At 37.8% G+C, this 24,114-nt stretch carries 13 protein-coding genes; 12 read left to right on the forward strand and 1 reads right to left on the reverse strand.

What is annotated here, in order from left to right:
• Window positions 1-84 precede the first annotated feature (84 nt).
• The 3 genes from ACKPCA_RS02025 to ACKPCA_RS02035 all read left to right on the forward strand — a co-directional run bounded on the left by ACKPCA_RS02025 (window position 85) and on the right by ACKPCA_RS02035 (window position 6,431).
• Window positions 85-3,567 (forward strand): SusC/RagA family TonB-linked outer membrane protein, encoded by a 3,483-nt coding sequence (locus tag ACKPCA_RS02025; protein ID WP_321281074.1) that lies wholly within the window; start codon window positions 85-87, stop codon window positions 3,565-3,567.
• 10 nt (window positions 3,568-3,577) lie between these two features.
• Window positions 3,578-4,966, forward strand: a complete 1,389-nt coding sequence (locus ACKPCA_RS02030; RefSeq protein WP_321281075.1) for a RagB/SusD family nutrient uptake outer membrane protein — start codon at window positions 3,578-3,580, stop codon at window positions 4,964-4,966.
• A 274-nt stretch (window positions 4,967-5,240) separates the two neighbouring features.
• Window positions 5,241-6,431, forward strand: coding sequence for a thioredoxin family protein (locus ACKPCA_RS02035; RefSeq protein ID WP_321281076.1), 1,191 nt, complete (start codon window positions 5,241-5,243; stop codon window positions 6,429-6,431).
• Window positions 6,432-6,682: 251 nt separating this feature from the next.
• On the opposite strand, the gene ACKPCA_RS02040 is transcribed toward ACKPCA_RS02035, so the two are convergent.
• Complete coding sequence (locus ACKPCA_RS02040; RefSeq protein ID WP_321281077.1) at window positions 6,683-7,705, reverse strand: LacI family DNA-binding transcriptional regulator; 1,023 nt, start codon at window positions 7,703-7,705, stop codon at window positions 6,683-6,685.
• Window positions 7,706-8,027: 322 nt separating this feature from the next.
• Between ACKPCA_RS02040 and kduI the strand changes: the two genes are divergently transcribed.
• The 9 genes from kduI (at window position 8,028) to ACKPCA_RS02085 (ending at window position 23,888) form a co-directional block, all read left to right on the forward strand.
• Window positions 8,028-8,870 carry a 5-dehydro-4-deoxy-D-glucuronate isomerase gene (kduI, locus tag ACKPCA_RS02045; RefSeq protein WP_321281078.1) on the forward strand — a complete coding sequence of 281 codons (843 nt, stop codon included), beginning with the start codon at window positions 8,028-8,030 and terminating at the stop codon, window positions 8,868-8,870.
• Between the two features lie 35 nt (window positions 8,871-8,905).
• A complete protein-coding gene (locus ACKPCA_RS02050; protein ID WP_165835993.1) occupies window positions 8,906-9,697 on the forward strand; it encodes a gluconate 5-dehydrogenase in 792 nt (263 codons plus the stop codon).
• A gap of 159 nt (window positions 9,698-9,856) precedes the next feature.
• A complete protein-coding gene (locus ACKPCA_RS02055) occupies window positions 9,857-11,119 on the forward strand; it encodes a DUF4861 domain-containing protein (RefSeq protein WP_321281079.1) in 1,263 nt (420 codons plus the stop codon).
• Between the two features lie 24 nt (window positions 11,120-11,143).
• Window positions 11,144-12,184, forward strand: a complete 1,041-nt coding sequence (locus tag ACKPCA_RS02060; RefSeq protein ID WP_321281080.1) for a sugar kinase — start codon at window positions 11,144-11,146, stop codon at window positions 12,182-12,184.
• A gap of 17 nt (window positions 12,185-12,201) precedes the next feature.
• Window positions 12,202-12,873: a bifunctional 4-hydroxy-2-oxoglutarate aldolase/2-dehydro-3-deoxy-phosphogluconate aldolase gene (locus ACKPCA_RS02065; protein ID WP_321281081.1), complete on the forward strand. Its 672-nt coding sequence runs from the start codon at window positions 12,202-12,204 to the stop codon at window positions 12,871-12,873.
• A gap of 32 nt (window positions 12,874-12,905) precedes the next feature.
• Window positions 12,906-14,225, forward strand: coding sequence for an MFS transporter (locus tag ACKPCA_RS02070; RefSeq protein ID WP_321281082.1), 1,320 nt, complete (start codon window positions 12,906-12,908; stop codon window positions 14,223-14,225).
• A gap of 293 nt (window positions 14,226-14,518) precedes the next feature.
• Window positions 14,519-18,550 (forward strand): hybrid sensor histidine kinase/response regulator transcription factor, encoded by a 4,032-nt coding sequence (locus tag ACKPCA_RS02075; protein ID WP_321281083.1) that lies wholly within the window; start codon window positions 14,519-14,521, stop codon window positions 18,548-18,550.
• A 613-nt stretch (window positions 18,551-19,163) separates the two neighbouring features.
• Window positions 19,164-22,166, forward strand: a complete 3,003-nt coding sequence (locus ACKPCA_RS02080; RefSeq protein ID WP_321281084.1) for a SusC/RagA family TonB-linked outer membrane protein — start codon at window positions 19,164-19,166, stop codon at window positions 22,164-22,166.
• Window positions 22,167-22,358: 192 nt separating this feature from the next.
• Window positions 22,359-23,888 carry a RagB/SusD family nutrient uptake outer membrane protein gene (locus ACKPCA_RS02085; RefSeq protein ID WP_321281085.1) on the forward strand — a complete coding sequence of 510 codons (1,530 nt, stop codon included), beginning with the start codon at window positions 22,359-22,361 and terminating at the stop codon, window positions 23,886-23,888.
• Window positions 23,889-24,114: the final 226 nt, after the last annotated feature.

Below are 24,114 nucleotides of genomic sequence, written 5' to 3' on the forward strand. Positions count from 1 at the left end.
CCGATAAAGCTGCACACTTTATCGGTTTTAAGATGATTAAAAGAATACTTGCGTATTCGAATAACTTAAATCTAACTCGAAATTATGGAAAAAAAACCAAATGGTGTCTACAAATGGCACAAAAGATTTTTAAGCTTCATGCTCATTCTCTGTTTGAGCTTGCCTGGTTATGCTGGTATGCAAAGTGGTAAGGTGGACTTGCAAATGAAATCTGTAAGTGTTCAAGAAGTGGTGGAAGAGATAAGTAGTCAAATTGGAATTGGCTTTTTGTATCGTGGCGAAGAGCTGAAAAATCATATGCTTGAAGAAGTAAACTTTCAGGGTATGGAATGGGAAGAAGTGGTGAAAGAAATTTTGGAGCCACTTGGAAAAACCTTTAAGGTAGAAAAGGATTTAATCCTAATTGTTGATAAACCCCAAAGTGAAATTAATTCTACCAATGAAGCTCAGGAACAAAAAACGATTAGAGGAACAGTAACCGACGATCAAGGTGTTCCACTTCCTGGTGTTTCTGTTGTTATCAAAGGAACCAATATTGGGGTAGCCACTGATATCGATGGAAATTATTATTTGGAAATTGATCAAGACGAAACAGTGTTGGTGTTTTCATTCGTAGGAATGATGCCTCAGGAAGTTAAATACACAGGGCAAAGTATACTGAATGTCAAATTAACTACAGATGCTGAAACTTTAGGAGAAGTTGTGGTTACAGGACTTCAGACCATTGAGAAAGGGAGAGCAACCGGATCATTCACGATTCTTGAAAATGAAGAGTTGGACCGTGTTGTTTCTACCGATTTTAGAGAGAAGTTAGTTGGTGCTTCTACAGGTGTATATGTAGATAAGGATAACAATTTGGTAATCCGTGGTGAGGGTTCACTTATGACAACAACAAAACCTCTTATTGTAGTGGATGGAATTCCATTGGAAAGTTCTGTAATGAACATCAATCCCAATGATATCGATCAGATTTCAGTACTTAAAGATGCTGCTTCTGCCTCGATTTGGGGGGTGAGAGCCGCCAATGGAGTGATTGTAATTACAACCAAAAGAGGAACAAAAGATGGTAAGGTTTCAATAAGTTATTCTGGGGACTATAGCATTGAAGATAAAGTTGACGTAGGAGATTATCACAGATTAAATGCATCTGAATATGCTGCTTTGGAGTTTGAAAGAAGTTTGGGTAAAGGGATCTTTAGATGGTCACCATACCAGGGATACAATCAAATTCAGAAAGTATGGATGGACTATGTGCAGGCTGGTACGATCTCATTAGAAGAAGCTAAAGCCAGAGTTGCAAACATTGGCTCTTTTGATAATGAACGTCAAATCGAGGATTTGTTTTACAGACATAAGGTGGTGAAGCAACACAACCTTTCCTTAACGGCAGGAAATGAGAAAGTTTCTCACTATTTCTCGCTAAATTATGATCAGACGGATAAGGAACTTGTTGGCAATTCATCTGACAAGATGAATTTTATTGGCAATACGGATATCAATATTGCAAAAGGCGTTGATTTGCAGTTAGGTGTAAGAGGGACTTACCAGAATGACAAGAACAACGGAGATGGAAGTGTATGGAGCATGTTGCCTTATGAAAGAGTATTGGATGAAAATGGCGAATATGTAGATCAGAACAAAAGTATTGCCAAGGAATATAGAGATCTTTTGGAAGCAAATGGATTTTTAGACTGGAGTATGAATAACCTGCGCCAGGTAAGAACGAATGATAATGAACAAGAGACCATTAATTTCGCTACTTCAGCTAAACTTACCTTGGAATTGCTTAAAGGATTAAAATTTACTACCTATGGCAGTTATGAGACAGGACGAGTTGAAGGGCGTAATTTGTACGGAAAAGACCATGATGCTGTTAGATCTTTAAAGAATCAATATACAGAGGTGGATGATCCAGTTACACCAGAAATTGTAGATTATCATATGCCTCAGAAAGGTGGTCTTTTAGATCTTTCCAATACACGATTGGTTTCCTTCGCTTTTAGGAACACGCTTCAGTATGATTTTACCTATGATGATTTTAGAGTGAAGCTGATGGCCGGAAACGAGTTGTATTCACTTAAAACCAGGTTTAATAGCAACAGACTATTTGGTTACGATAATAAAACACTTAGCAGTGAAGCTATTGATTTGGCTTCCTTACAGGCTGGAAAGGTAAAAGGATATACAGGAACCAATACATCGTATCGCTACTCTCCTATGGTAGGTGAAACAGTTGAAAAGTATGCATCCTATTTTGGTACAGGAGCAGTAACCTTTAAGGAAAAGTATGATGTATTTGCCAGTGTTCGTTTGGATCAAACCAACATGTTGGTGAATTCAAGAAAATTCAGAAACAACCCATCGTGGTCTGTTGGTGGAAAATGGCAATTGTCTGAAGAGTCGTTTTTTTCCAGTGAATGGATCAATAGTTTAGCTGTTAAGGCTTCATTTGGTTTAAGTGGAAATATTAACAAAAACACGGGACCTGATATTACCGGTAGAATTGATCAATCTACTTTTTTAGCGGGTTTAAATTACCTTTCTATTACCAATCCTGAAAATCCACAGTTAGGTTGGGAAAAAACCAATGTATTAAATCTAGGGGTAGATTTTTCGATGCTGAATAATCGTTTGCATGGGTCTGTTGAATTCTATCAGAAAAATTCAAAGGATTTGTTAAGTGATGTGAAGAATGATCCTACTTCAGGATGGGGAAGTATTCTTAAAAATGCAGCAACTGTTAGAAATAGAGGTTTGGATTTATCTCTAAATGGATGCATTCTTGACAATGAGTTGAAGTGGGATGCAGGATTGAATTTTTCTTACAATCACAACGAGGTGACTTCAATTAGCTATACCCCTTCAGCAAGTGGTCTTTATTTCCAGACTCCAATGAAAGGAAAGCCAATTTCTTATATCGCAGCTCTTCGTTATGGAGGATTGGATGCTAATGGGGAACCTCAAGTTATGAAGAAAGGAGACGATACAAAACTGCCTTATCAAGCGATGTATTCTCTTACAATAGATGATCACAAATTTATGGGTAGAAGTACACCACCAATGTTTGGTAGCCTTTCTAATACGTTCCAATATAAGAATTTTACCTTGGGCATATTGGTAACGTACAAACTAGGACATAAAGTGAGAATGCCTGCGCCTGACAATTCTTTCTTTATTGATTTTAATCCTACGGAGTGGATGTCTGAAAAGTATCGCTGGACAAAACCTGGCGATGAGTTGACAAAATGGGTGCCTAAGTTGGATGCAAGTCCGGGATTTGTTTCTGGGGCTAGAATTAATGCTGTAAAATACAGTGATTACCTAGTTGATGATGGAGATATTATAAGATTGAAGAGCATTAGTTTGGCTTACGATTTAAATAAAATATGTAAGAAATTACCTGTTGTAAAGGGAGGCTCAATTAGATGTAGTGCAGAGAATGTATGGTATTGGGCGGCCAACAGATATAATTTGGATAGTGATTATCTTGCTAATTCAGGCTTTGGTTCACCATTTTCTTTACCAGTAAGAGCCAAGTATACTCTTAGTCTAAAATTAAACTTGTAAAAAACGAATCATGAGAAATATATATTTAGTTTTTATTTCCTTACTGCTTTTTTCTTGCGAAAGTTTTGTTGAGGAAACACCAAAAGGAAACCTGATCCCTGAAACGGTAGATGATTTGGGGATGATTCTTGATGCATTTGATCCATATGATGATAATGCAATAACATATAGCCATGCTAATTCAATTTTGATGTCAGATGATAGTAGGTTGCCGGATATTGTTGCTTCTGGGGTGTCATCTGCTGGTCAAAACGCTTATGTATGGGCAGATCATCTGTATGAGCCTACAAGTGATGATCGTGATTGGAATGGCTTTTATCATGTAATTTATTTGTGCAATTACATTCTTGAAAACATAGATAATGCCCCGGAAGGTGATGGAGTATATGGACGCAATTTTGTAAAAGGTAATGCGCTGGTAAACAGGGCGAATTCATATTTTGTTTTGGTGAATTTGTATGGAAAACATTATGATTCGAACACATCTTCTACTGATTTGGGTGTACCTATGCCTTTAGAATCGGATATTAACCTTACTTATGCAAGGTCAACAGTTAAAGAGGTTTACGATCAGGTTCGTCAGGATTTGGAAGAGGCCGCGGAGCTACTTTCCAATACTGCTGATTATACCTTTCAGGGAACCAAGCCAGCAGCTTTGGGTTTATTGGCACGCCTTCACCTTTATCAGGGAAATTATAAAAAAGCTTGGGAATATGCCGAGCAAGTGAGAACTCTGATGCCAGAACTAATGGATTACAATACCATTGGTCAAGAGACACCAGGACAACCGGATTTTGGAATTACCAACTGGCCTCCTTTCTCTGGATGGGAAAAACCAGATGTAATTTTTTACAAATGGGAATCTGATTTTTCAAGCCAGTACTATGTTTCTGATGAGTTGCTTGCTTTAATGGATCAAACTGTTGATTTACGATTTATAAATTTCTTCACAGATTACAAGTACAATTCGTTTGATCAGGATCCAAATGGATACAGATGTTCTGATATAGCAGATTTTAATCGTGGGATTTCATTGGGTGAAGTTGTTTTAACCGAAGCAGAGGCAAAACTTCGTGATAATGATGTGAACGGAGCACTGCTAGCTTTGAATGCTGTTCGTGAAAAAAGATATGTAGCCGGAACTCCTGAGCTTACAGAAACCAATCCAGATGCCTTGTTACAGTTGATTCTTGATGAGCGAAGAAGAGAAACTTTATTCAAAGGTCTTCGTTGGTTCGATTTAAAGCGATTGAATAAGGATCCAAAAACCGCCAAAACCATTACTCGTACTTTGTTTGGTGAAAGCTATACTTTGGAGCCGGGAAGTAACAGATACGTTCTTCCGATTCCACGTAAAGTAATTGAGTTGAATTCCTTAATTGAACAGAACCCTAGATAAATAATATTCTGAGGCATTGTTGTATCAGTGCCTCAGTTTCTTTTAATCATACTAGCTGTTCGGTAGAGATACTGTTTCACCTACCGGTTTGCCTATCCATATCTTGTTTTTGAACCAGATTTATGCCGCTTTTTGAGGGAGACGGATCATTCCTCTTATCCTAAATAATGATGGTTTTGTGCATTTGGACCGCCTAAAAATTAAGAGGGGAAATTAGAGGGGTACGATTGGAAATAGTAAATGATATTTAAAACAGCACTAAAATAAAAAAATCATGAAATTATTTAAAGGAATCGAAAAGAAAGGCATTTTGACTTTCTTGTTATTATTCAGTGTTTCTTTGGGTATTAAAGCCCAGGGGATTGAGTTCTTTCACGGAAGTTTTGAGGAAGCCAAAATGAAGGCCAAAACGGAAAACAAACCTCTTTTTGTAGATGTTTATACCTCGTGGTGTGGTCCATGTAAGAAGTTATCCAAGGAGGTCTTTCCGCAAAAGATTGTGGGAGATTATTTCAATAAATCGTTTGTGTGTTTTAAACTACAGGCAGATAAAAAGGATAGCAATAACCAGGAAATTGCAAATCAGTATCATGTAACAGCATATCCAACGCTAATGTGGTTAGACGGAGATGGAAAACTTCTGCATGTTTCAACAGGTTTTAAAGTGCCGCAACAGTTGGTGGCTGAAGCAAAGGTAGTATTTGATGAAAACAGAAGAGTAGGATCTGTAATTGAGAAGTGGCACAATGGTGATCGTTCTTTGCCGGTGGCATTAAAGTATTTCGCCTTTGACAAAAACTCTAAGGGAGAATTTGATTCCTATTTTAACGGATTGACCGAGGAGCAGAAGTTGGATAGTTTGACTTTTAAAACTTTAGCGGTAGTGAAACTGGATTTGGACGGAGAGGTATTTAAATATTTGGTACAGCACAGAAAAGACTACCAAAAAGTTGCTTGGCCCTTTGAAATAGCTAGAGCAATAGACAACAAAATTGACTATGAACTGCAAAAGGATTTTGGGACTGCTAATTATCAAAAAGTATATAAAAAGTACCAGGATATGGGCTTTGCTGATTTGGATCAATTTTCTACAAGAGCAGAATGGATGCATGCCATTCATGGAGCTGATTTAATTGCTTTTGAAAACGCTGCGAAAAAATATATACAAAAATTCTCGACAAATAATCCTGGAGTGTATGGTGAGTTAATTTGGAGACTCTGGATGGCTAAAGATAATTTGGATTTTTCGACATTTAAGGAGCGTAAGATCTTACTTGAATGGGTCGGAGAATTTAAAAAAGCTTGGCCTGAAAATGGTGGAGTTTGTTTTCCGGAGATCTTTGCCCATTTTATGGCTGGAAATATTGAGGGAGCAAAAAAAATAGGAAATGATTATTTAAAGTTGACTAAAGACGGGTCTCAAGATAGAGATTTTCTTCAGGGTATTTTGAAGAGCTTTGAATAAATATTGAGTGTATAGATGCTAACTTAAACTTTAAGTGCTAGTGATTTCACTATAAATGTTGTTTTTCATTAGAATTGAATCCGATTTTTGGTATTGTTGACTCAATTTTATTGTTGTTGAAGAGGTTGTCTAAATAGAAAGACAACCTCTTTTGTTTTGGTGAAAACTTCTCGCAATTATGATCTCAATTTGAAATCTTAAGGAGAAATGTTCATTTTTAGCACTCTCTCTATGCGATCAGATATACTTGCTTACTTTCTGTTCGAAGATTCTCGTTCAATTAAATTAACAGGAAGAACTATGGTTTCCTGCCTGTTGCCAGTTTTGTTCTGGATAATATCCAATAAAAGTTCTGTTGCTTTGGTTCCCACATCAAATCCTGATTGTTCTACCGTGGTTAAAGATGGGCTAAGGTATTCCGAGAACGGTTCATTACTGAATCCAACTACTGCTACCTCTTCGGGTATCTTAATCCCTTTTTCTTTGGCATAAAGAATAATGCTAAGGGCAGTTGTATCATTACCAGCAAATATAGCATCAGGCGGATTGTCTGATTCCAAAAGTGTTTTTGCACATCTCAAACCATCTTCCCGGGTTAATGGACTTTCAATTATTAATTCTTCATTAATATCGATATGGTGTTTGCGCATTGCTTTTAAAAAGCCTTGAAGACGATTGATATATATATTCAAATGTTGTGGTCCGCTAATGTGTGCAATTCGTTTGCATCCTTTCGAAATAAGGTGTTCGGCAGCAATAAATCCACCCTTAAAATCATCCACCACTACTTTGCTTGTCTCTAATTCGTCTACAACTCTATCGAAAAATACAAGTGGTATATTTCTGTTGGTAAAGGTTTTATAGTGGTCGTAGTTTTCAGCTTTCAAGGCTACCGAAGAGATTACACCATCTACCCTCGAAGCAAAAAGTGTTTGTACACAATCGGATTCTCTTTCTTCCAGGTCATTGGATTGACAAATGATAACGTTAAAACCCTTTTTGCGAGCAAGTTCCTCAATACCAGTAATTGCAGAAGAGAAGAAGTAACGGCTAATTCTGGGAATAATCACACCAATGGTATTTGTGCAACTTGTGCGCAAGTTAGATGCAAGCGCATTGGGTTGATAGCCCAACTGTTTTGCCATGTCTTTTACTGCCTTTTTTGTCTTTTCGCTGATGCGTGCATTGTCATTAAGAGCTCTGGATACGGTTGATCCGGAGATATTTAATGCTTTGGCAATATCGTGTATGGTAACGTTATTCTCGTTCTTCATTTTGATTATAGAGGTATTAATTCACGCTGCAAAGATGCAATTAATTTTTATAAATAGCCTAAAAGTGACAAATAAAAGGTAATCGATTGCGCGGATTAAATTTAAATTAAAAAAATATCACAACACTTAAAAGCTTTATAAAGCAGGTGTTTATTGCTTTTTGAATGTATTTCGGTATCGATTGAAAAAAGTAAAAATGAAGAATAATAAGACAATCGATTGCACAATTCAATTGCATTTTCTTTCTTTGTATCCATCGAGAGGTGATAAAACAGGTCACATTACTCGATTAAAATTTTTCAAATTATAAAAATAGTTAGCAATGGGATTGAAATACGAAGAAAGATATGCTACCCATCCAGCGGATGCTAAAAACTATGATACCAATCGATTAAGAGATGAGTATTTGGTGCAGAATATCATGGAAGAAGGTAATGTGAATCTAACTTATTCACAGTACGATCGATTGATTGTTGTTGGTGCAGTACCTGTAAATGAAACATTAAAGTTAGAAAGCATTGATCCATTAAAGGCGGAGTATTTCTTGGAAAGAAGAGAGCTTGGAATTGTTAATGTAGGTGGAAAAGGAAAAGTATCGGTTGACGGTGAAGTATACGAGCTAGACTATAAAGAAGCTTTGTATGTAGGAAAAGGAAAGAAGGAAATCTTATTCAGTAGTGAAAATGCTGAAGCACCTGCTCATTTCTACATGAACTCAGCTCCTGCTCACGAAGCATTTCCAACAGTGAAAATTGGACGTGAAGATGCAATTATCATTGAATTAGGTGAGCCGGAAAATTCGAACAGAAGAACATTGAACAAGTTGATTGTTTCGGATACCATTAAAACCAATCAATTGCAAATGGGGATGACCGAGTTGCACCCAGGCAGTGTATGGAATACCATGCCAGCGCATACGCATAGCAGAAGAATGGAAGCTTACTTCTATTTCGAAGTACCAAAAGGTCAGGCAATCTGTCACTTTATGGGAGAACCAAAAGAAACTCGTCACTTGTGGATGGGGAACGAGGAAGCTGTTTTCTCTCCAACCTGGTCGATTCACTCGGCTGCCGGTACAAGTAACTACACTTTTATCTGGGGTATGGGAGGTGAAAACCTTGACTATGGTGATATGGATATCTGTCAACCAGATGAATTGCGTTAAGAAGTTGTTGTGTTATTAATTATATAGTAGTTGTTATGATTTTAGATTTATTTAGGTTAGAAGGAAAGGTTGCATTGGTTACTGGTGCTACTCATGGTATTGGTATGGCCATTGCAACCGCTTTAGCAGAAGCAGGTGCAAAAATTGTTGTAAATGATATTTCGCCAGATGCTTTGGAAAGAGGTAAAGCAGCTTATGCTGAAAAAGGCATTGAAATGCATGGTTACATTTTTGATGTTACTGATGAAGAAGCGGTAAAAGCTGGTGTTGCACAAATCGAAGACGAGGTTGGTCCTATTGGAATTCTTGTAAACAACGCTGGTATCATCAAGCGTGTTCCTATGCAGGATATGGAAGTAAAAGACTACCGTCAGGTAATTGATATTGACTTGGTAGGTCCTTTCATTATGGGTAAATACGTTGGTAGAAGAATGATTGAGCGCCGTGAAGGTAAAATCATTAACATTTGCTCAATGATGAGTGAACTTGGACGTAATGATGTTTGTGCTTATGCATCGGCAAAAGGTGGATTGAAGATGTTGACCAGAAATATGGCAACAGAATGGGCGAAATACGGAATCCAAACCAACGGAATTGGTCCTGGTTATTTTGCCACTTCTCAAACAGCACCAATTCGTGTTGATGGTCATCCATTTAACGAATTTATCATTAACCGTACGCCAGCAGCTCGATGGGGTGATCCAGAAGATTTAGGAGGTACAGCAGTATTTCTTGCTTCAAAAGCATCAGACTTTGTTAATGGACATGTGGTGTATGTTGATGGTGGTATTCTTGCGACCATTGGAAAACCTTCAAACGAAGAATAGTTAGTAAAGTTGTGTACAATATGGAAAGGAAGAATGAATAAATAATGGCGTTGCTGGGGAGTGAGCCCATAACTCTTCCTTTCCTTTTTTAGTTTACCGATTGGCTATAAAATCTCTTTTATAGAGCTAGTTGAATAAGCACTTTTGATAGAAAAGACCATGAAAAGATATTTAGTTGTTGCTGCCTTGGCTTTTGTTTTTCAGTCCTGTACAACTCCATCCTTAGAGTTGAAAAATGAATTGCTTGAAAATAGAACGGATGCACCTGTTGTAATCAGCAGGGCAGATGTAAAGAAATTAGTAGGTGAAATTCCTGCCGATAAGGTTCCTGTTGTATTAGGAGCCAATGGCAAATATATTCCATCACAGGTTGATGATTTAGACCGTGATGGGAATTGGGATGAGTTGGTATTTGTGAGCAATTTTACCTCAAACGAAACCAAACGTCCTCAAGTAAAATTGGTTTCATTAAATGAAGTACCACAATTTACCATCCGTACCAATGTTCGTTTGGGTGAAGGTAGTATTGAAGAAGGATTTGAAGGTGTGGATCAGGCAGTTTCTCCAAAAGGATTTACTGGTGTTCCTGTAAAATACCAGGCCGAAAGTGTAAGCTGGGAAAATGATATTATGGGATTCCGTAACTACTTCGATTGTCGCAATGCAAAAGACTTATTCGGTAAGCTTTCTCCTGAAATGGTGATGAATAAAATTGGAACCAAAACAAGTGGTTCTTACCATAAATTATCAGATTGGGGAATGGATGTATTGCACGTTGGACCATCATTGGGAGCTGGCGGTTTAGCAATGTTTCACAAAGATTCTCTTTATCGATTAGGAAGCGTTGAACGTTTCGAATTTCAGCTTGTATCACGAGGTCCTGTGCGTTCTATTTTTGATTTGAAATTATCAGGTTGGAATGTTGATGGTAAGATGTTGAATGCTACTGAAAGAATTTCGATTTGGGCTGGAAAATATTGGTTCCAAAGTGATGTTACTGTTGAAGGTCTTGAAGAAGAAGCTGAATTGGCAACAGGAATTGTTACCAGCTATTTGAAAGAGGAAAAGCCATTTGAATTTGAAGCGAACAAAGAATTCACAGGTGTTGCTACTCACGACAAGCAATCAATGAATGAGGATTTCCTTGGATTGGGAATTCTTGTGAAATCTGCTGAGAAAGTAAGAACAGGTGATGCTCCTTTATTGTCGGAAAATGTAATTAAAGGCAGCCGATGGAATCAGCCAGTTGGAGAAACTCACTTTGTAACTCAGAAGATTTCGAATAATAAAGCAGCTACACATTACTTTTTTGCAGTGTGGGAAAAAGAAAATGCAAACTGGGCAAAAAAGGAAAGTTTCAAAAGCCTAATGGCGAAGCAAGCTGAAGAGTTGAGTTCACCAATTGTGGTAAGTGTAAAATAGATAATAAGGAAAAGATAGATAGAGATGAGTAATAAGGTAATTACTTTTGGAGAGATCATGTTGCGATTGGCAACACCGGGATATGAAAGATTCGCACAGGCGAAAGAATTTACTGCAACCTATGGTGGTGGAGAAGCGAACGTGGCTGTTTCTTTGGCAAACTATGGAATAGATGCAAGTTTTGTAACTCGTTTGCCTAAGAATGATATTGCACGTTCTTGTGAAATGGACCTGAAAAAGTATGGTGTTAACACAGAGCATATCGTATATGGTGGTGATCGTTTGGGAATCTACTTTTTGGAAACCGGAGCTGTAAGCCGTGGTAGTAAAGTAGTTTACGATCGTGCTCACTCTGCAATTTCTCAAATCGAGAAAGGAATGATTGACTGGGACAAAGTGTTCGAAGGAGCAAATTGGTTTCACTGGACAGGAATTACTCCAGCTATCTCACAAGGTGCTGCTGACGTGTGTTTGGAAGCAATTAATGCTGCAAATGAAAGAGGTATTACAGTTTCTTGTGATTTAAATTACAGAAAGAACCTATGGAAGTATGGCAAGTCTGCTGGTGAAGTAATGCCTGAATTGGTTGCCGGTACTGATGTGGTTCTTGGTAATGAAGAGGACGCTGAAAAAGTATTGGGAATCAAACCTGAAGGTGTTGATGTAACAGGTGGTCATGTTGAGGCTGAGGCATACTTGTCAGTATCAGAACAAATCATGACGCAATTCCCTCGTTGTAAGAAGGTAATTACTACTTTGCGTGGCTCTATTAATGCGAATCACAATTCATGGTCAGGAGTATTGTATGACGGAAAAGAGTTGTTCAAAGCAAACAATACTTACCAGATTACTCATATTGTTGATCGTGTTGGTGGTGGAGATTCATTCATGGGAGGTTTAATCTACGGGTTGCTAACCTGGCCGAATGACAATCAGAAAGCCTTGAATTTTGCTGTAGCTGCCTCTTGTTTGAAACACACTATTTATGGTGACTACAATCAGGTTACGGTTGAAGAAGTTGAGAAACTAATGGATGGTGATGCATCAGGTCGTGTTGCAAGATAAATTCATAATTAGAAAAAATGGCTAGATTTTCAAGAATAGAAGTTGCATTAAAAATGAAAGAAACAGGAATGATTCCTGTGTTCTTTCATAAAGATATAGAGGTTTGTAAAGAGGTGGTGAAAGCCTGTTATAAGGGAGGAGCACGGCTTTTTGAATTCGTAAACAGAGGAGATTACGCTCACGAGATTTTTGGAGAATTAAATAAATGGGCTACTAAAGAATGTCCTGAGATGATGATGGGTGTTGGATCGGTGATTGATGCCGGTACCACAGCACTGTACATTCAATTAGGAGCTAACTTTGTAGTTTCACCAATTCTGAATGCTGAAATGGCAAAAGTTTGTAATCGCAGAAAGGTTGCTTGGTCGCCAGGATGTGGTTCTCTTACGGAGATATCGTATGCTGAAGAGTTGGGAGCTGAAGTAGTGAAGATTTTCCCTGGAGCCCAGGTTGGAGGACCAGAATTTGTGAAAGCAGTAAAAGGTCCATTCCCATGGTCGAGCATTATGCCAACTGGTGGTGTTAAGCCTGACGAGGAAAACTTGAAATCTTGGTTTGATGCAGGAGTTCACTGCGTTGGAATGGGGTCTCAGTTGATGCTAAAGAAAGAGGATGGCTCTTTTGATTATCAGGGCATCGAAGAGGCAACAGCTAAAGCTTTCGAGATTATTAAGAAATTGAAAAAATAGGAAGTGTTGATCTTCGTTAAAAAGAAATAAATATGAGTGGAACAGGTTTAGAAAAGCCAGCGGGAAACTACAGATATAGAATTCTTGCTTTACTCTTTGCTGCAACAACTATCAACTATATGGATCGCAGTATTATGGGAGTGTTAGGCCCTACTTTAATGGAGAAATTCCATTGGAGCAACGCCGATTACGGGTACATCAATATGGCATTTAAAGCCGCATATGCTATAGGTATGATTACAATGGGTGGTGTAATTGATCGATTTGGAACCAAGATTGGATATACATTATCTATTGCTATTTGGAGTATTTTCGGAATGTTGCACGCTGCGGTTCGTCCAGCTTTTGCATTGATTGGTTTTATTAGTGCCCGTTTTGGTTTAGGTATCGGTGAAGCAGGTAACTTTCCAGCAGCGGTTAAGACAGTTGCTGAATGGTTCCCAAAGAAAGACCGAGCTTTTGCAACGGGTATTTTTAATGCTGGTTCGAACGTTGGTGCAGTATTGGCACCAGCTATTATTCCTTTGGTGGTTGCTTCTAACGGAGATAACTGGCAGTTTGCCTTTTTGGTAACTGGTGCATTTAGTGCTATTTGGGTTACACTATGGTTGAGAACCTATAAAAAGCCTGAAGAGCATCCAAAGGTATCGAAAGAAGAACTTGCCTACATCCTACAGGATAACAAGCCTGAAAATGCAGAAAAAGAAGCTGAAAAATTGTCGTGGTCGAAAGTGTTGCCATTGAGACAAACCTGGGCGTTTGCCATTGGTAAAATTACCGATGCGGTTTGGTTTTTCTTCATGTTCTGGAGTGGTATCTTTTTCAAGCAAAAGTTTGGTTTGGATAGTATTAAAGAGTTAGGGGGAGCATTGGTTGTGATTTATTTGGTTGCCGATTTCGGAAGTATTGGTGGTGGCTATTTGTCGAAGTTCTTCATCAATAGAGGTTGGAATTTAAACGCAGCACGTAAGGTTTCCTTATTAATTTGTGCACTATGTATTGCTCCTGTTGCTTTTGCAGCTCTTACTGAAAATGTGTGGATCGCAGTTTGTTTAATCGCTTTGGCTTCTGGCGGTCACCAGGCATGGTCTGCAAACTTGTTTACCCTTGTTTCGGACGTAATGCCTAAAAAAGCAGTAGCTTCTGTAGTTGGTATAGGTGGAATGGTTGGTGCCATTGCAGGTATGTTGGTTGACTTTGCTTTAGGGAATGGTTTAGACTCATCAGGAAATTCATTTTATTTCTGGATGTTCTTGGTTGCAGGTTTACTATATCTTGTGATTCTAGGAATCATACATTTGATGTTACCTAAATTGAAGCCATTGAACGAGGATTTGCAACTTAGCGAATAGCTTCACAATAATTTTATAATTGACGATTGAATAATTGTTAATCTGTTTGGTTAAAGGCAAAGTTGCATTCATTGGAATCGACTTTGCCTTTTTTTAAGATCTATTTAATAGAATTTATCAAGTATAACTTGAGTCTGTTAAATAGATAAAATAAGAATTATTGGTAGCATTGTTTAATAGCAACATATCAGTAAAATATACCGGTCTATTTAATTTTTGAATGCGATAGGAAATGATTTAATTTGTTGCAACAAGGAAGACTCAATCTTGTTGTTAAAAAATACCTGTAACCTATGAAAAAAACCTTTCTTCTATTTGTTTTATTGCTGGAGATCTTGATTTGTCAGGCTCAGGATATTTATTTCGATCACATTGATTTGAAAGATGGTTTGTCTCAAATATCTGTAACCGCACTTGAACAGGATCATTTGGGCACCATGTGGATTGGGACACGTGATGGATTGAACAGGTTTAATGGTTACGAAATTGATATATTTCGTCATGAGAGAGAGAATCCCAATAGTATTTTGGGAAATAATATACGTGACTTGCAATTTGATTCCAGAAATCGATTATGGATCTTAACAGAGGAAGGTTTATCAAGTTATAACATTGAAACTGATGAGTTGATAAACTACCCTCATGCCGATGTAAATTGCTTTTATATTGGTAAAAAAGATATCTGGGTGGGAACCAATAACGGACTGTTTAGATTAAAGGAAACAAAATCTGAATTTATTGCTGTCAAAGATATACATACAGAAGAGAATAGTGTCGTTGAGATTTATGAGGACGACAATGGAGATCTTTTTCTAGGCATGAAAAACAAAGGACTCTTGATTAGTCACGTAAGCAATGGGAGCCTGAAGACCATATTAAAAGATGAAGTATCCTGTATTTATAAAAGCAAGTTGGACACCATTTGGGTGGGAACAAAGAACAATGGTGTATACGAAATTTATAAAGAAAAGGTATTAAAACACTATACTCAGGATACAGGTCTAGCTCACAATGTAGTTCGTGATATTTCGGAAGATAGGGAAGGGAGAATCTGGATTGGAACTTTCCTTGGAGTTAGTGTTTTGGACGTAAAAAGTCGGAAGTTCTCTAACTATTACCAGTCTGATAAAAACCCCAATGCCCTTAGTCATAATTCAATCTACACAATGTTTCGCGATCATGAGGGGAGTATATGGATTGGAACCTATTTTGGCGGGGTGAATATCTATAATCCTAAAACAAATATATTCAGATACTTTGTTGCTGATCCCGAGCATAATAAATCTATTAATTATCGTGTTGTGGGATCTATGTTGGAAGACGATGACAAGAATCTATGGATTGCAACAGAGGGGGGAGGTGTAAACTTCTACAACAGAAAGGAAAAAAGTTTTACCTATATCACCAAAGGAGAAGGTGTTAAGAGCTTATCAAACAACAATGCCAAAAGTTTATATTTAGATAATGACAACAGACTATGGATCGGGACTCATATGGGTGGTCTGAATGTTTTGGATATCAAAACCGGAAGAATCAAAAAATATTTAACAAACGATCAGCAGTCTTATTCTATCCCAAGTAACATTATTTCAGCAATTATCCCTTATAAAAACAAATTGATTCTTGGAACCAACAAAGGTGTGGTAATGTTTGATCCTAAAACTGAAATGTTTACCGATTTCTTTGATGAAGAGGAGCAAAGGCAGCTGGTAGGACAAAAAATCCTTGCTTTACTTCTTGATAAGGATGATAGATTGTGGATAGGTTCAGAAACCAAAGGCTTAAGTGTTTTTGATGTAAAGTCAGGACATCTTAAGAATTATAGAAGGGATAGTAAACATTTTAATCTCAGTAGCGATTTTATCTATCAGATCTATCAGGATCATATGCGAAGAGTATGGATTGCCACCTCGGGTGGAGGTTTGAACCGTTATCTTCCCGAAGATGATAGTTTCAAGGTATACTCTAGTAAGAATTATGACTTGCCGTCTGATTTTATCTATGGGATTACGGAGTCGAGATATGGATTTCTTTGGGTTGCTACCAGTAAAGGGATTAGCAAGTTTGATGTTGAAGAGGAGGTATTCAGAGCCTACGACTATGAAAGTGGCTTCCCATTGGGTGAAATCAATGAAAGAGGATTGTATATTACTTCAGATGGGGAAGTTTTTGTTGGGGGAATTCACGGTATGGTTTCCTTTTGGGAAAAGGAATTGCAAAACCAAAGTATCAGCCATCCTCTCTATTTTACTTCGTTGAAAGTAAACAACAAAGAGGTTCGAGTAGGCGATGAGAGTGAGATTTTAAGCAAAACATTGCCTTTTACCGAAAAAATCAATTTAAACCACAGACATAGTGTAATCTCTTTCGATTTTACTTCATTCAACTATTTAAAGGCAAACAAATCGCAGTACCAGTATTTGATGGAAGGTTTTGATGACAATTGGGTAGATGCAGGATACAGAAGAACAGTAAGCTATACCAATTTGCCTTCAGGAGACTATACATTTAAAGTGAGAGAGGTGTACCGCGATGGTACATATGGGCAAATAACAAAAATGGATATTGAAATTGATCCTCCTTTTTACAATACCTGGTGGGCTTACTTATTGTATCTGGCTTTTGTAGCTAGTATTTTAATCTATATCAACCGCGTATTAATTTCAAAAGCCATTTTGGAGGAAAATTTGAAAAAGGAGCAGGTTGACAAGGAACGAATCAGAGAGTTGAATCAATCAAAATTGAGATTTTTTACCAATATTTCCCACGAATTTAGAACGCCTCTCACATTGATTTTGGGCCAATTGGAAGGGTTATTAGATGAATCTGGCATTGCTCCCAAAATCTACAACAAAATTTTGGTTGCATTTAAGAATTCTTATCGATTGAAGAAACTTGTTGATGAGTTGTTGGAGTTCAGAAAACAGGAGCTTGGATATGTGAAATTAAGGGTGAATGAGCATGATTTTGTAGAATTTACAAAGAGTATATATGACTCTTTTAAAGAATATGCACAACGAAGAGATATTAGTTTTAAAATGGTATGTCATCAGAATAGTATTCCTTTGTGGTTCGATGCAAGACAGTTGGAGAAAGTATTGTTTAACTTACTTTCCAATGCTTTTAAATTTACCGACGATGGAGGTTCTGTATATCTTTTACTGGATAATCTGGAAAAGCAGGTGGTTGTGAAAGTGATTGACTCAGGAAAAGGAATGCCTGAGGAATATTTAGATAAAATCTTTGATCGATTTTATCAGGTTGACCATTTGAGCCAGCAAAAACATCAGCATCTTGGATCAGGAATTGGATTGGCTCTAACAAAAGGAATTGTTGACCTTCATGGAGGCGAAATAAAGGTAGATAGCAAAACCGATGAGGGATCTTGTTTCGAAGTATACTTGCCTAAGGGGAAAGAGCATTTCAATGACGAAAATGTTATTTGGGATGAAGGATTCGAATTTGAGCTTAGTTCCAACACAAAAATGCTTGCCGATCAGCTGGAAATATCAGATAGTAGATTATCTGAAACAAATATCTTATCAACAAATCCAACCTTGTTAATCGTGGAGGACAATTTTGAAGTGCGTGATATGTTGTGTACTTCCTTTGCTGACCATTATAATGTAATTGGGGTTGAGAATGGACAGAAAGGCTTGGAAAAAGCCATTGAAATACAGCCCGACCTGATTATTAGTGATGTGATGATGCCTGTGTTAACGGGCACTGAGATGTGCGAAAAATTAAAGACTGATTTAAGTACCAGTCATATTCCAATCATCCTTTTAACTGCTAAAGATGCTTTGGAATATAAAATTGAAGGGATGGAAATTGGTGCCGATGATTATATTACCAAGCCTTTCAATATGAAATTACTTCAGGCGCGATGTAAAAATTTAATCAAATCAAGAGCCTTACTACAAGATAAGTTTAGAACAAATCCAAGTATTGGAGTGAGAAATATTACTTCCAATTCATTGGATGCTGAGCTTTTGGAGAAGGCCATGAAGGTGATTGAAGAAAATCTCGATAATTCAAAGTTTGATGTCAACCAGTTTGCTCAGGAAATGTGTCTGGGCCGTACAAGTTTATATGCCAAAATAAAAGGAATTACCGGGCAAACTCCAAATGATTTCATTTTGAGTAGTCGGTTGAAAAAGGCAGCTGTAATTCTACGTTCGGAAGTGGGCGTGAGCGTTTCTGAGGTTGCTTATTCGGTAGGTTTTACAACGCCACGATACTTTAGCAAATGCTTTAGCGATCATTTTAAGATTTCTCCTTCGAGGTATGCCAAAGGAGAAGATCCCAAGGTAGGAAATGAATAAATTGAAATAGAATTCAAGGAAAATCCCGCACTGTTTAGTTCGGGATTTTTTTGTGGGTGCCAAGGACTCATCTTAGCGTTGTATTCAGTTTTTAAATCCAACTCAGTTTATTGCCAGAAATTGAATTCTAGTTTCAAAAAAATACAAGCAGAACACCAGCAAACCAACTCCATGGAAATTTCAAATTCCTTCTTAGTTTGATAAAGCCTCTCTTTGATAACATAATTTATATTGCTATCTATATAAAAAGTAGATTGTTGTTTTTTATGTGAAAAACCACGTCCATTATCATCCAATCATATGACCAAATCGTCCAATAGTCATGATATAAGGGGCTTTCCTTTATTTCTCGAATGATTTTGGAAATGTTTTGAACAAAATGATAAAGGCTCATTTTATACTGATCATACATTTATGCATTCGTTTGCGAAACTATAAGTTATACAAATATTCTGGAATTAAGCAGACGGAAACGATTAGATGGTTTCAAAAACTGTCTTTGGGAGTAGAATATTTGTGATGACTTGCTATTACTAAACCTGGTTAGAGAAGTATTCAAATTATGTATTGATGATTTAGATACTATCTACCGCTCTAAACAATTTATGACCTAATGAAAAAAATTATTGGACTGTTTGTATGCCTCTTTATTGTAGGGGTACAATTTCTGAAAGCTCAAGAGCGATCCGTTTCAGGAACTGTTACATTGGCTGAAGATGGATTAGGAGTACCAGGAGCTTCCGTCATTGTGAAAGGAACTTCTTTAGGTACTATCACCAATCTAGATGGAAAGTATGTATTGACTGTCCCTACTGCTGGGGATATTTTGATTTTCTCTTTTGTTGGGATGAAAACACAGGAGATTAAAGTTGGAACTCAGCAAATCATTAACGTTGAGTTACAGGCTGATAACGTGGGATTGGATGAAGTGGTTGCCATTGGATATGGAACCATGCGCAAAAGTGACTTGACTGGGGCTACTTCTCGCGTATCAGCGGAATCGATTGTGGACATTCAAACACCAAATGTTAGCCAGGCGCTGCAAGGGAAACTATCTGGTGTTTCTGTTCAGTCGAACAGTGGCGCTCCTGGTGGAGATATTAAAATTAGAATTCGCGGAACTAATTCAATTAACGGTAGCAATGCTCCTTTGGTAATTGTGGATGGTTTTATTGGTCAATCTCTTTCTGATTTAAATCCGAATGATATCGAATCTTTAGAGGTATTGAAAGATGCATCGGCAACTGCAATTTATGGTTCTAGAGGTGCCAATGGGGTGATTCTTGTAACCACAAAAGGTGGAAAAGATGGAAAAATGCAGGTGAGCTACAATGGTTACGTGGGAGTTCAGCAATTAGCAAATAAAATGGATTTGTTGGATGCGGCTTCTTATGCTGAGGTAATCAACAAAAAGCGTGTTCAAACAGGAGGTGCTGAAGAGTATTCTGCTGAGCAGATTGAGAATTTCAAAAGAAATGGTGGTACAGACTGGCAAGATGAAGTGTATCGTACAGCCTTGACTCACAATCACGATTTATCGGTAAGTGGGAAAAAGAATGGGTTCAACTTCTTGTTTTCTGGTCAGTATTTGAATCAGGAAGGGATTCTTAAAAATTCAAACTATGAGAGATTTAGCTATCGCGCAAATGTTGATGTAGATCTTTCAGAGAATTTGAAGATGGGAGTTCGTATCAATGGAATCCTTAGTAAGGACAGACCTCACAAGTTGAGCTGGCCAAACGGATCTATCTCTAATGATGCCATTACCATGGAGCCTACTCTTCCTATTTACGATGAGGAGGGAAATTATACACGTTCTTCTTTTGCAACGGTATCGAATCCGGTAGCGGATTATATGGAGCAGAATCATTACATCGATAATGTGAAGCAAAATATCAATGCATACTTCGATTATCAAATCAATGATAAATGGAATGTGAGAGTATCTGGAGGTTATAGCACCAGAGATTACGTTTCTAACATGTATTCAAGTGTGAATCTTTACGCTGGTGAAGGAGACAACGGTAGAGCCAATATTAATAACCGTAAGGAATTTGTTTGGCAGAATACCAACATTTTAACCTATAAGAATCAAATAGGAAAGCATAAAATCAACTTTACTTTTGTGAATGAGCAAACTGGTTCGAAAACACAAGCTTCAGCTTTGGCAGTGAAAAATTTCGATGTTGAAAATGGATTCTATGATGTGTCTTTGGGTAAAGAGCCATTGTCGCCATCTTCTTCTTTTGTTGATTGGCAGTTGATGTCATTCTTAGGACGTTTAAACTATGTATTCAACGACAAGTATTTGGTGACTCTTGCTATGAGAGCTGATGGTTCGTCGAAGTTTGCTGACAATCACAAGTGGGGATATTTCCCAAGTGGATCTTTCGCATGGCGTCTGTCTGAGGAATCATTTATGAAAGATTTGGATTTCATTGATAACCTGAAATTGCGTTCCAGCTTTGGTGTTACAGGTTCTCAGGCTACTGCTCCATATCAGTCTAAAGGTTTAATGAGCACTGGTGTAAACTATCCTATTGATGGTTCTGGTGTTAGTGTAGGAATTGCTCCTGCTCGTTCAAATAATCCATTCCTATCGTGGGAAAAAACAGCTCAGGTAGACTTTGGTTTTGATATTGCATTGTTCAATGGGAAGTTGTCATTAACTGCTGATTACTACTATAAGAAAACCAAAGATTTGTTGTTGGAAGTGGCTGTTCCTTTTTATACAGGATTCAAATCAGAGTTCAAGAATCTGGGAGAGGTTGAGAACAAAGGTGTTGAATTTGATCTTGGAACGAACCATTCGTTTGGAGAGTTAAAATGGAACAGTAATGTTACTGTGAGTATCAACCGAAACAAAGTAATGAATTTGGGAGATACTGAGAAAATTATCATGGGTGAGAATAATGCACTTGCATTGATTCAGAAAGGAAAATCTTTAGGCTTGATTTATGGATATAAATTTGACGGTGTATGGCAGCAAGACCAAGCTGATCAGGCAGCGGTGTATGGCAACAAGCCTGGTGATGCAAGATTTGTAGATGTGAATGATGACAAGGCTATCACTGCTGATGACCGCACGATAATTGGGTATGGATACCCTAAATGGAATATGGGATGGTCAAACTCATTTTCGTATAAAAATTTCGATATGGATATCTTGTTTACAGGTACATTCGGAAATGATATCAAGAATGAAGTGTATAGCCGTTCAATGGGTTGGGGAAATCAGGATCCTACCAATGTTGATATCCAGAATCGTTGGACTCCTGAAAATCCAAGCAATTCAATTCCTGCATTTAGTACTACTTATAAAACATCTTACCTAGATAATTCATCAGCAACAGTAGAGGATGGATCTTATATCCGTTTGAGTAATATTTCATTGGGTTATACATTTAGTAAATCAGTACTAAAGCGTTATAACATTGAAAAGATGCGCGTATTTGTAAGTGGACAGAATTTATGGACATCTACCGATTACAGAGGCTACGATCCTGAGGTAAATAACCCGGGAGGAGCAAATAATGCTGACTACCTTGTAGGTTTTGACCGTGCTCCATATCCTTTGGCTAAAGTATTCAATTTTGGTGTTAACCTTACTTTCTAATACAACTCAGAAGCTATGGAGCTGAATATGGAAAATGCTTATTCTGTTTTCCTTGGGGGCTCCATTTGGCAATTGAAGATAAATGATAAACAGATGAAACGAACATGAATTTTAGCATTCTAAAATACACACATCAGAATGATTAAATTCATCGAGAGTTCCATATGGCAACCATAGACAAATTATAATCATATGAAAAGATTTATAAATAAATTAAATTTAAGCTTTGGCTTGGTGATTAGCTTGGGCCTGTTGGGAGGCTGTAATTTTCTGGAGGAAGAAGATACATACCTTTTAAGCCCGGATAACTATTTTTCTACACAGCAGGAATTGGATGCTGCAATTTATCCTATTTACACCTACATATATAAGGATGACAGTCGCTTGAACGGTTTAAGCGGAAGAGGCTGGGGATTGAATTGCGGAGCTGATGATATTACTTCAACTCGAGGATTAAACAAGCAAAGATTGCTTGAATTCGATGATTTTGAAGTTTCTACCGAGAACAACGACCTGGAAATGGTTTGGAAGGCTTTGTACCGAGGAATTGGTGCTGCCAACAATGTTTTGAATAACCTGGATAGAATTCAGGAGATTCCAATGTCAGAAGAGCTAAGAAATGCTCGTATTGCCGAGGTTCGTTTCATGAGAGCTTTTGCCTATTTCAACCTGGTACGTTACTGGGGTGAAGTACCAATTGTAAAAGAGCTAATGAATGGCGGTGATGCGCAAAAGGTAACAAAATCGTCTATTGAAGAGGTATATGAGTTTATTTTGGCTGATGCTTTGGAAGCAGAAAAGGCATTGCCTGCAACACAAGCAGAAAAAGGACGTCCAACTTTGGGTGCGGTAAAGACTCTGATTTCCTATGTATATCTTCACATGGCAGGTTGGCCGTTGGAAAAGGGAACTGAATACTACCAAAAGGCTGCCGATAAGGCAAAAGAGGTGATTGACGCCGGAAATTACCAATTGGAAAATGATTTTTCTACCCTATGGAGTTATGAAGATCGTCTTTCTGAGGGAGAACACATTTTTGCATTTTATGCTGATTTTGCATCAAATCGAAACTATGGAAGTTTTGGAAACAAGTCTTTTCGAGGTAAAGATGAAGGTGGTTGGAGAGAAGTTCTTGTAGAAAAGGAGTTTGCTCGTAACTATCCTAATGATAATCGTAAGGAATGGACCATTTATGAAACCATTAAATATGACAAGAAGGGGAAACTGATGACTGAGTCCAAATGGTTCTCATGGGAGAATTCAGCGGAAGCACACCCTTTCATTGCCAAGTTCAGAGATATTGGTGGTGCTACCTGGAGTGAGGCTACATCTAACTGTTTGTTTCCAATTTTCCGTTATGCTGATGTATTGCTAATTTATGCTGAAGCTGCTAACCTTGCAGAAGGATCTCCATCGGCTGAAGCTTATGCAGCCTTGTGGGAGGTACAGGATCGTGCCTACCTTGGAAGTGCAGTGGAAAGCCAAAAGTTAGCTGCTGGAGCTACCAAAGAAGAGTTCGATGCAGTAGTTCTTCAGGAACGTGCCTGGGAGTTTGCATTTGAAATGAAGCGTTGGCACGATTTGGTTCGTCGTAAAATGGTTAAAGAGGCAAATATGAATCATGCCGATGAACGTAGCGATTTTGATCCGTCAACCATTACTGAGGATAAATATCTATTCCCGATTCCGGCAAGAGATATTCTGATTAATCCTGGTTTATAGTATAACGTGAGTTCGATGTAAAGATCTATTCTCTGTAAGTTCTATTTGCGATAGATTTACGTCGAACTCATTTTAATGAAAGTCGGTGCAGCAAGTGCCGACTTTTTATTTTCTATTCCATTTTCGATACAGTTTTGGGATGATATTGTACTCTTTCCTAATGATGGTTTCGTGAAACAAAAGAAACCATCCACTCAGAGCCTTTTTTTACAGCTTGTAATGATTC

It is taken from the genome of Marinifilum fragile, assembly GCF_963677365.1.
GTDB lineage: Bacteria > Bacteroidota > Bacteroidia > Bacteroidales > Marinifilaceae > Marinifilum > Marinifilum fragile.

Bases quoted from the DNA above. Each gene is read 5' to 3' on its own strand.
- ACKPCA_RS02025 (WP_321281074.1), top strand. From the start codon at position 85: ATGGAAAAAAAACCAAATGGTGTCTACAAATGGCACAAAAGATTTTTA.
- ACKPCA_RS02030 (WP_321281075.1), top strand. From the start codon at position 3,578: ATGAGAAATATATATTTAGTTTTTATTTCCTTACTGCTTTTTTCTTGC.
- ACKPCA_RS02035 (WP_321281076.1), top strand. From the start codon at position 5,241: ATGAAATTATTTAAAGGAATCGAAAAGAAAGGCATTTTGACTTTCTTG.
- ACKPCA_RS02040 (WP_321281077.1), bottom strand. From the start codon at position 7,705: ATGAAGAACGAGAATAACGTTACCATACACGATATTGCCAAAGCATTA.
- kduI (WP_321281078.1), top strand. From the start codon at position 8,028: ATGGGATTGAAATACGAAGAAAGATATGCTACCCATCCAGCGGATGCT.
- ACKPCA_RS02050 (WP_165835993.1), top strand. From the start codon at position 8,906: ATGATTTTAGATTTATTTAGGTTAGAAGGAAAGGTTGCATTGGTTACT.
- ACKPCA_RS02055 (WP_321281079.1), top strand. From the start codon at position 9,857: ATGAAAAGATATTTAGTTGTTGCTGCCTTGGCTTTTGTTTTTCAGTCC.
- ACKPCA_RS02060 (WP_321281080.1), top strand. From the start codon at position 11,144: ATGAGTAATAAGGTAATTACTTTTGGAGAGATCATGTTGCGATTGGCA.
- ACKPCA_RS02065 (WP_321281081.1), top strand. From the start codon at position 12,202: ATGGCTAGATTTTCAAGAATAGAAGTTGCATTAAAAATGAAAGAAACA.
- ACKPCA_RS02070 (WP_321281082.1), top strand. From the start codon at position 12,906: ATGAGTGGAACAGGTTTAGAAAAGCCAGCGGGAAACTACAGATATAGA.
- ACKPCA_RS02075 (WP_321281083.1), top strand. From the start codon at position 14,519: ATGAAAAAAACCTTTCTTCTATTTGTTTTATTGCTGGAGATCTTGATT.
- ACKPCA_RS02080 (WP_321281084.1), top strand. From the start codon at position 19,164: ATGAAAAAAATTATTGGACTGTTTGTATGCCTCTTTATTGTAGGGGTA.
- ACKPCA_RS02085 (WP_321281085.1), top strand. From the start codon at position 22,359: ATGAAAAGATTTATAAATAAATTAAATTTAAGCTTTGGCTTGGTGATT.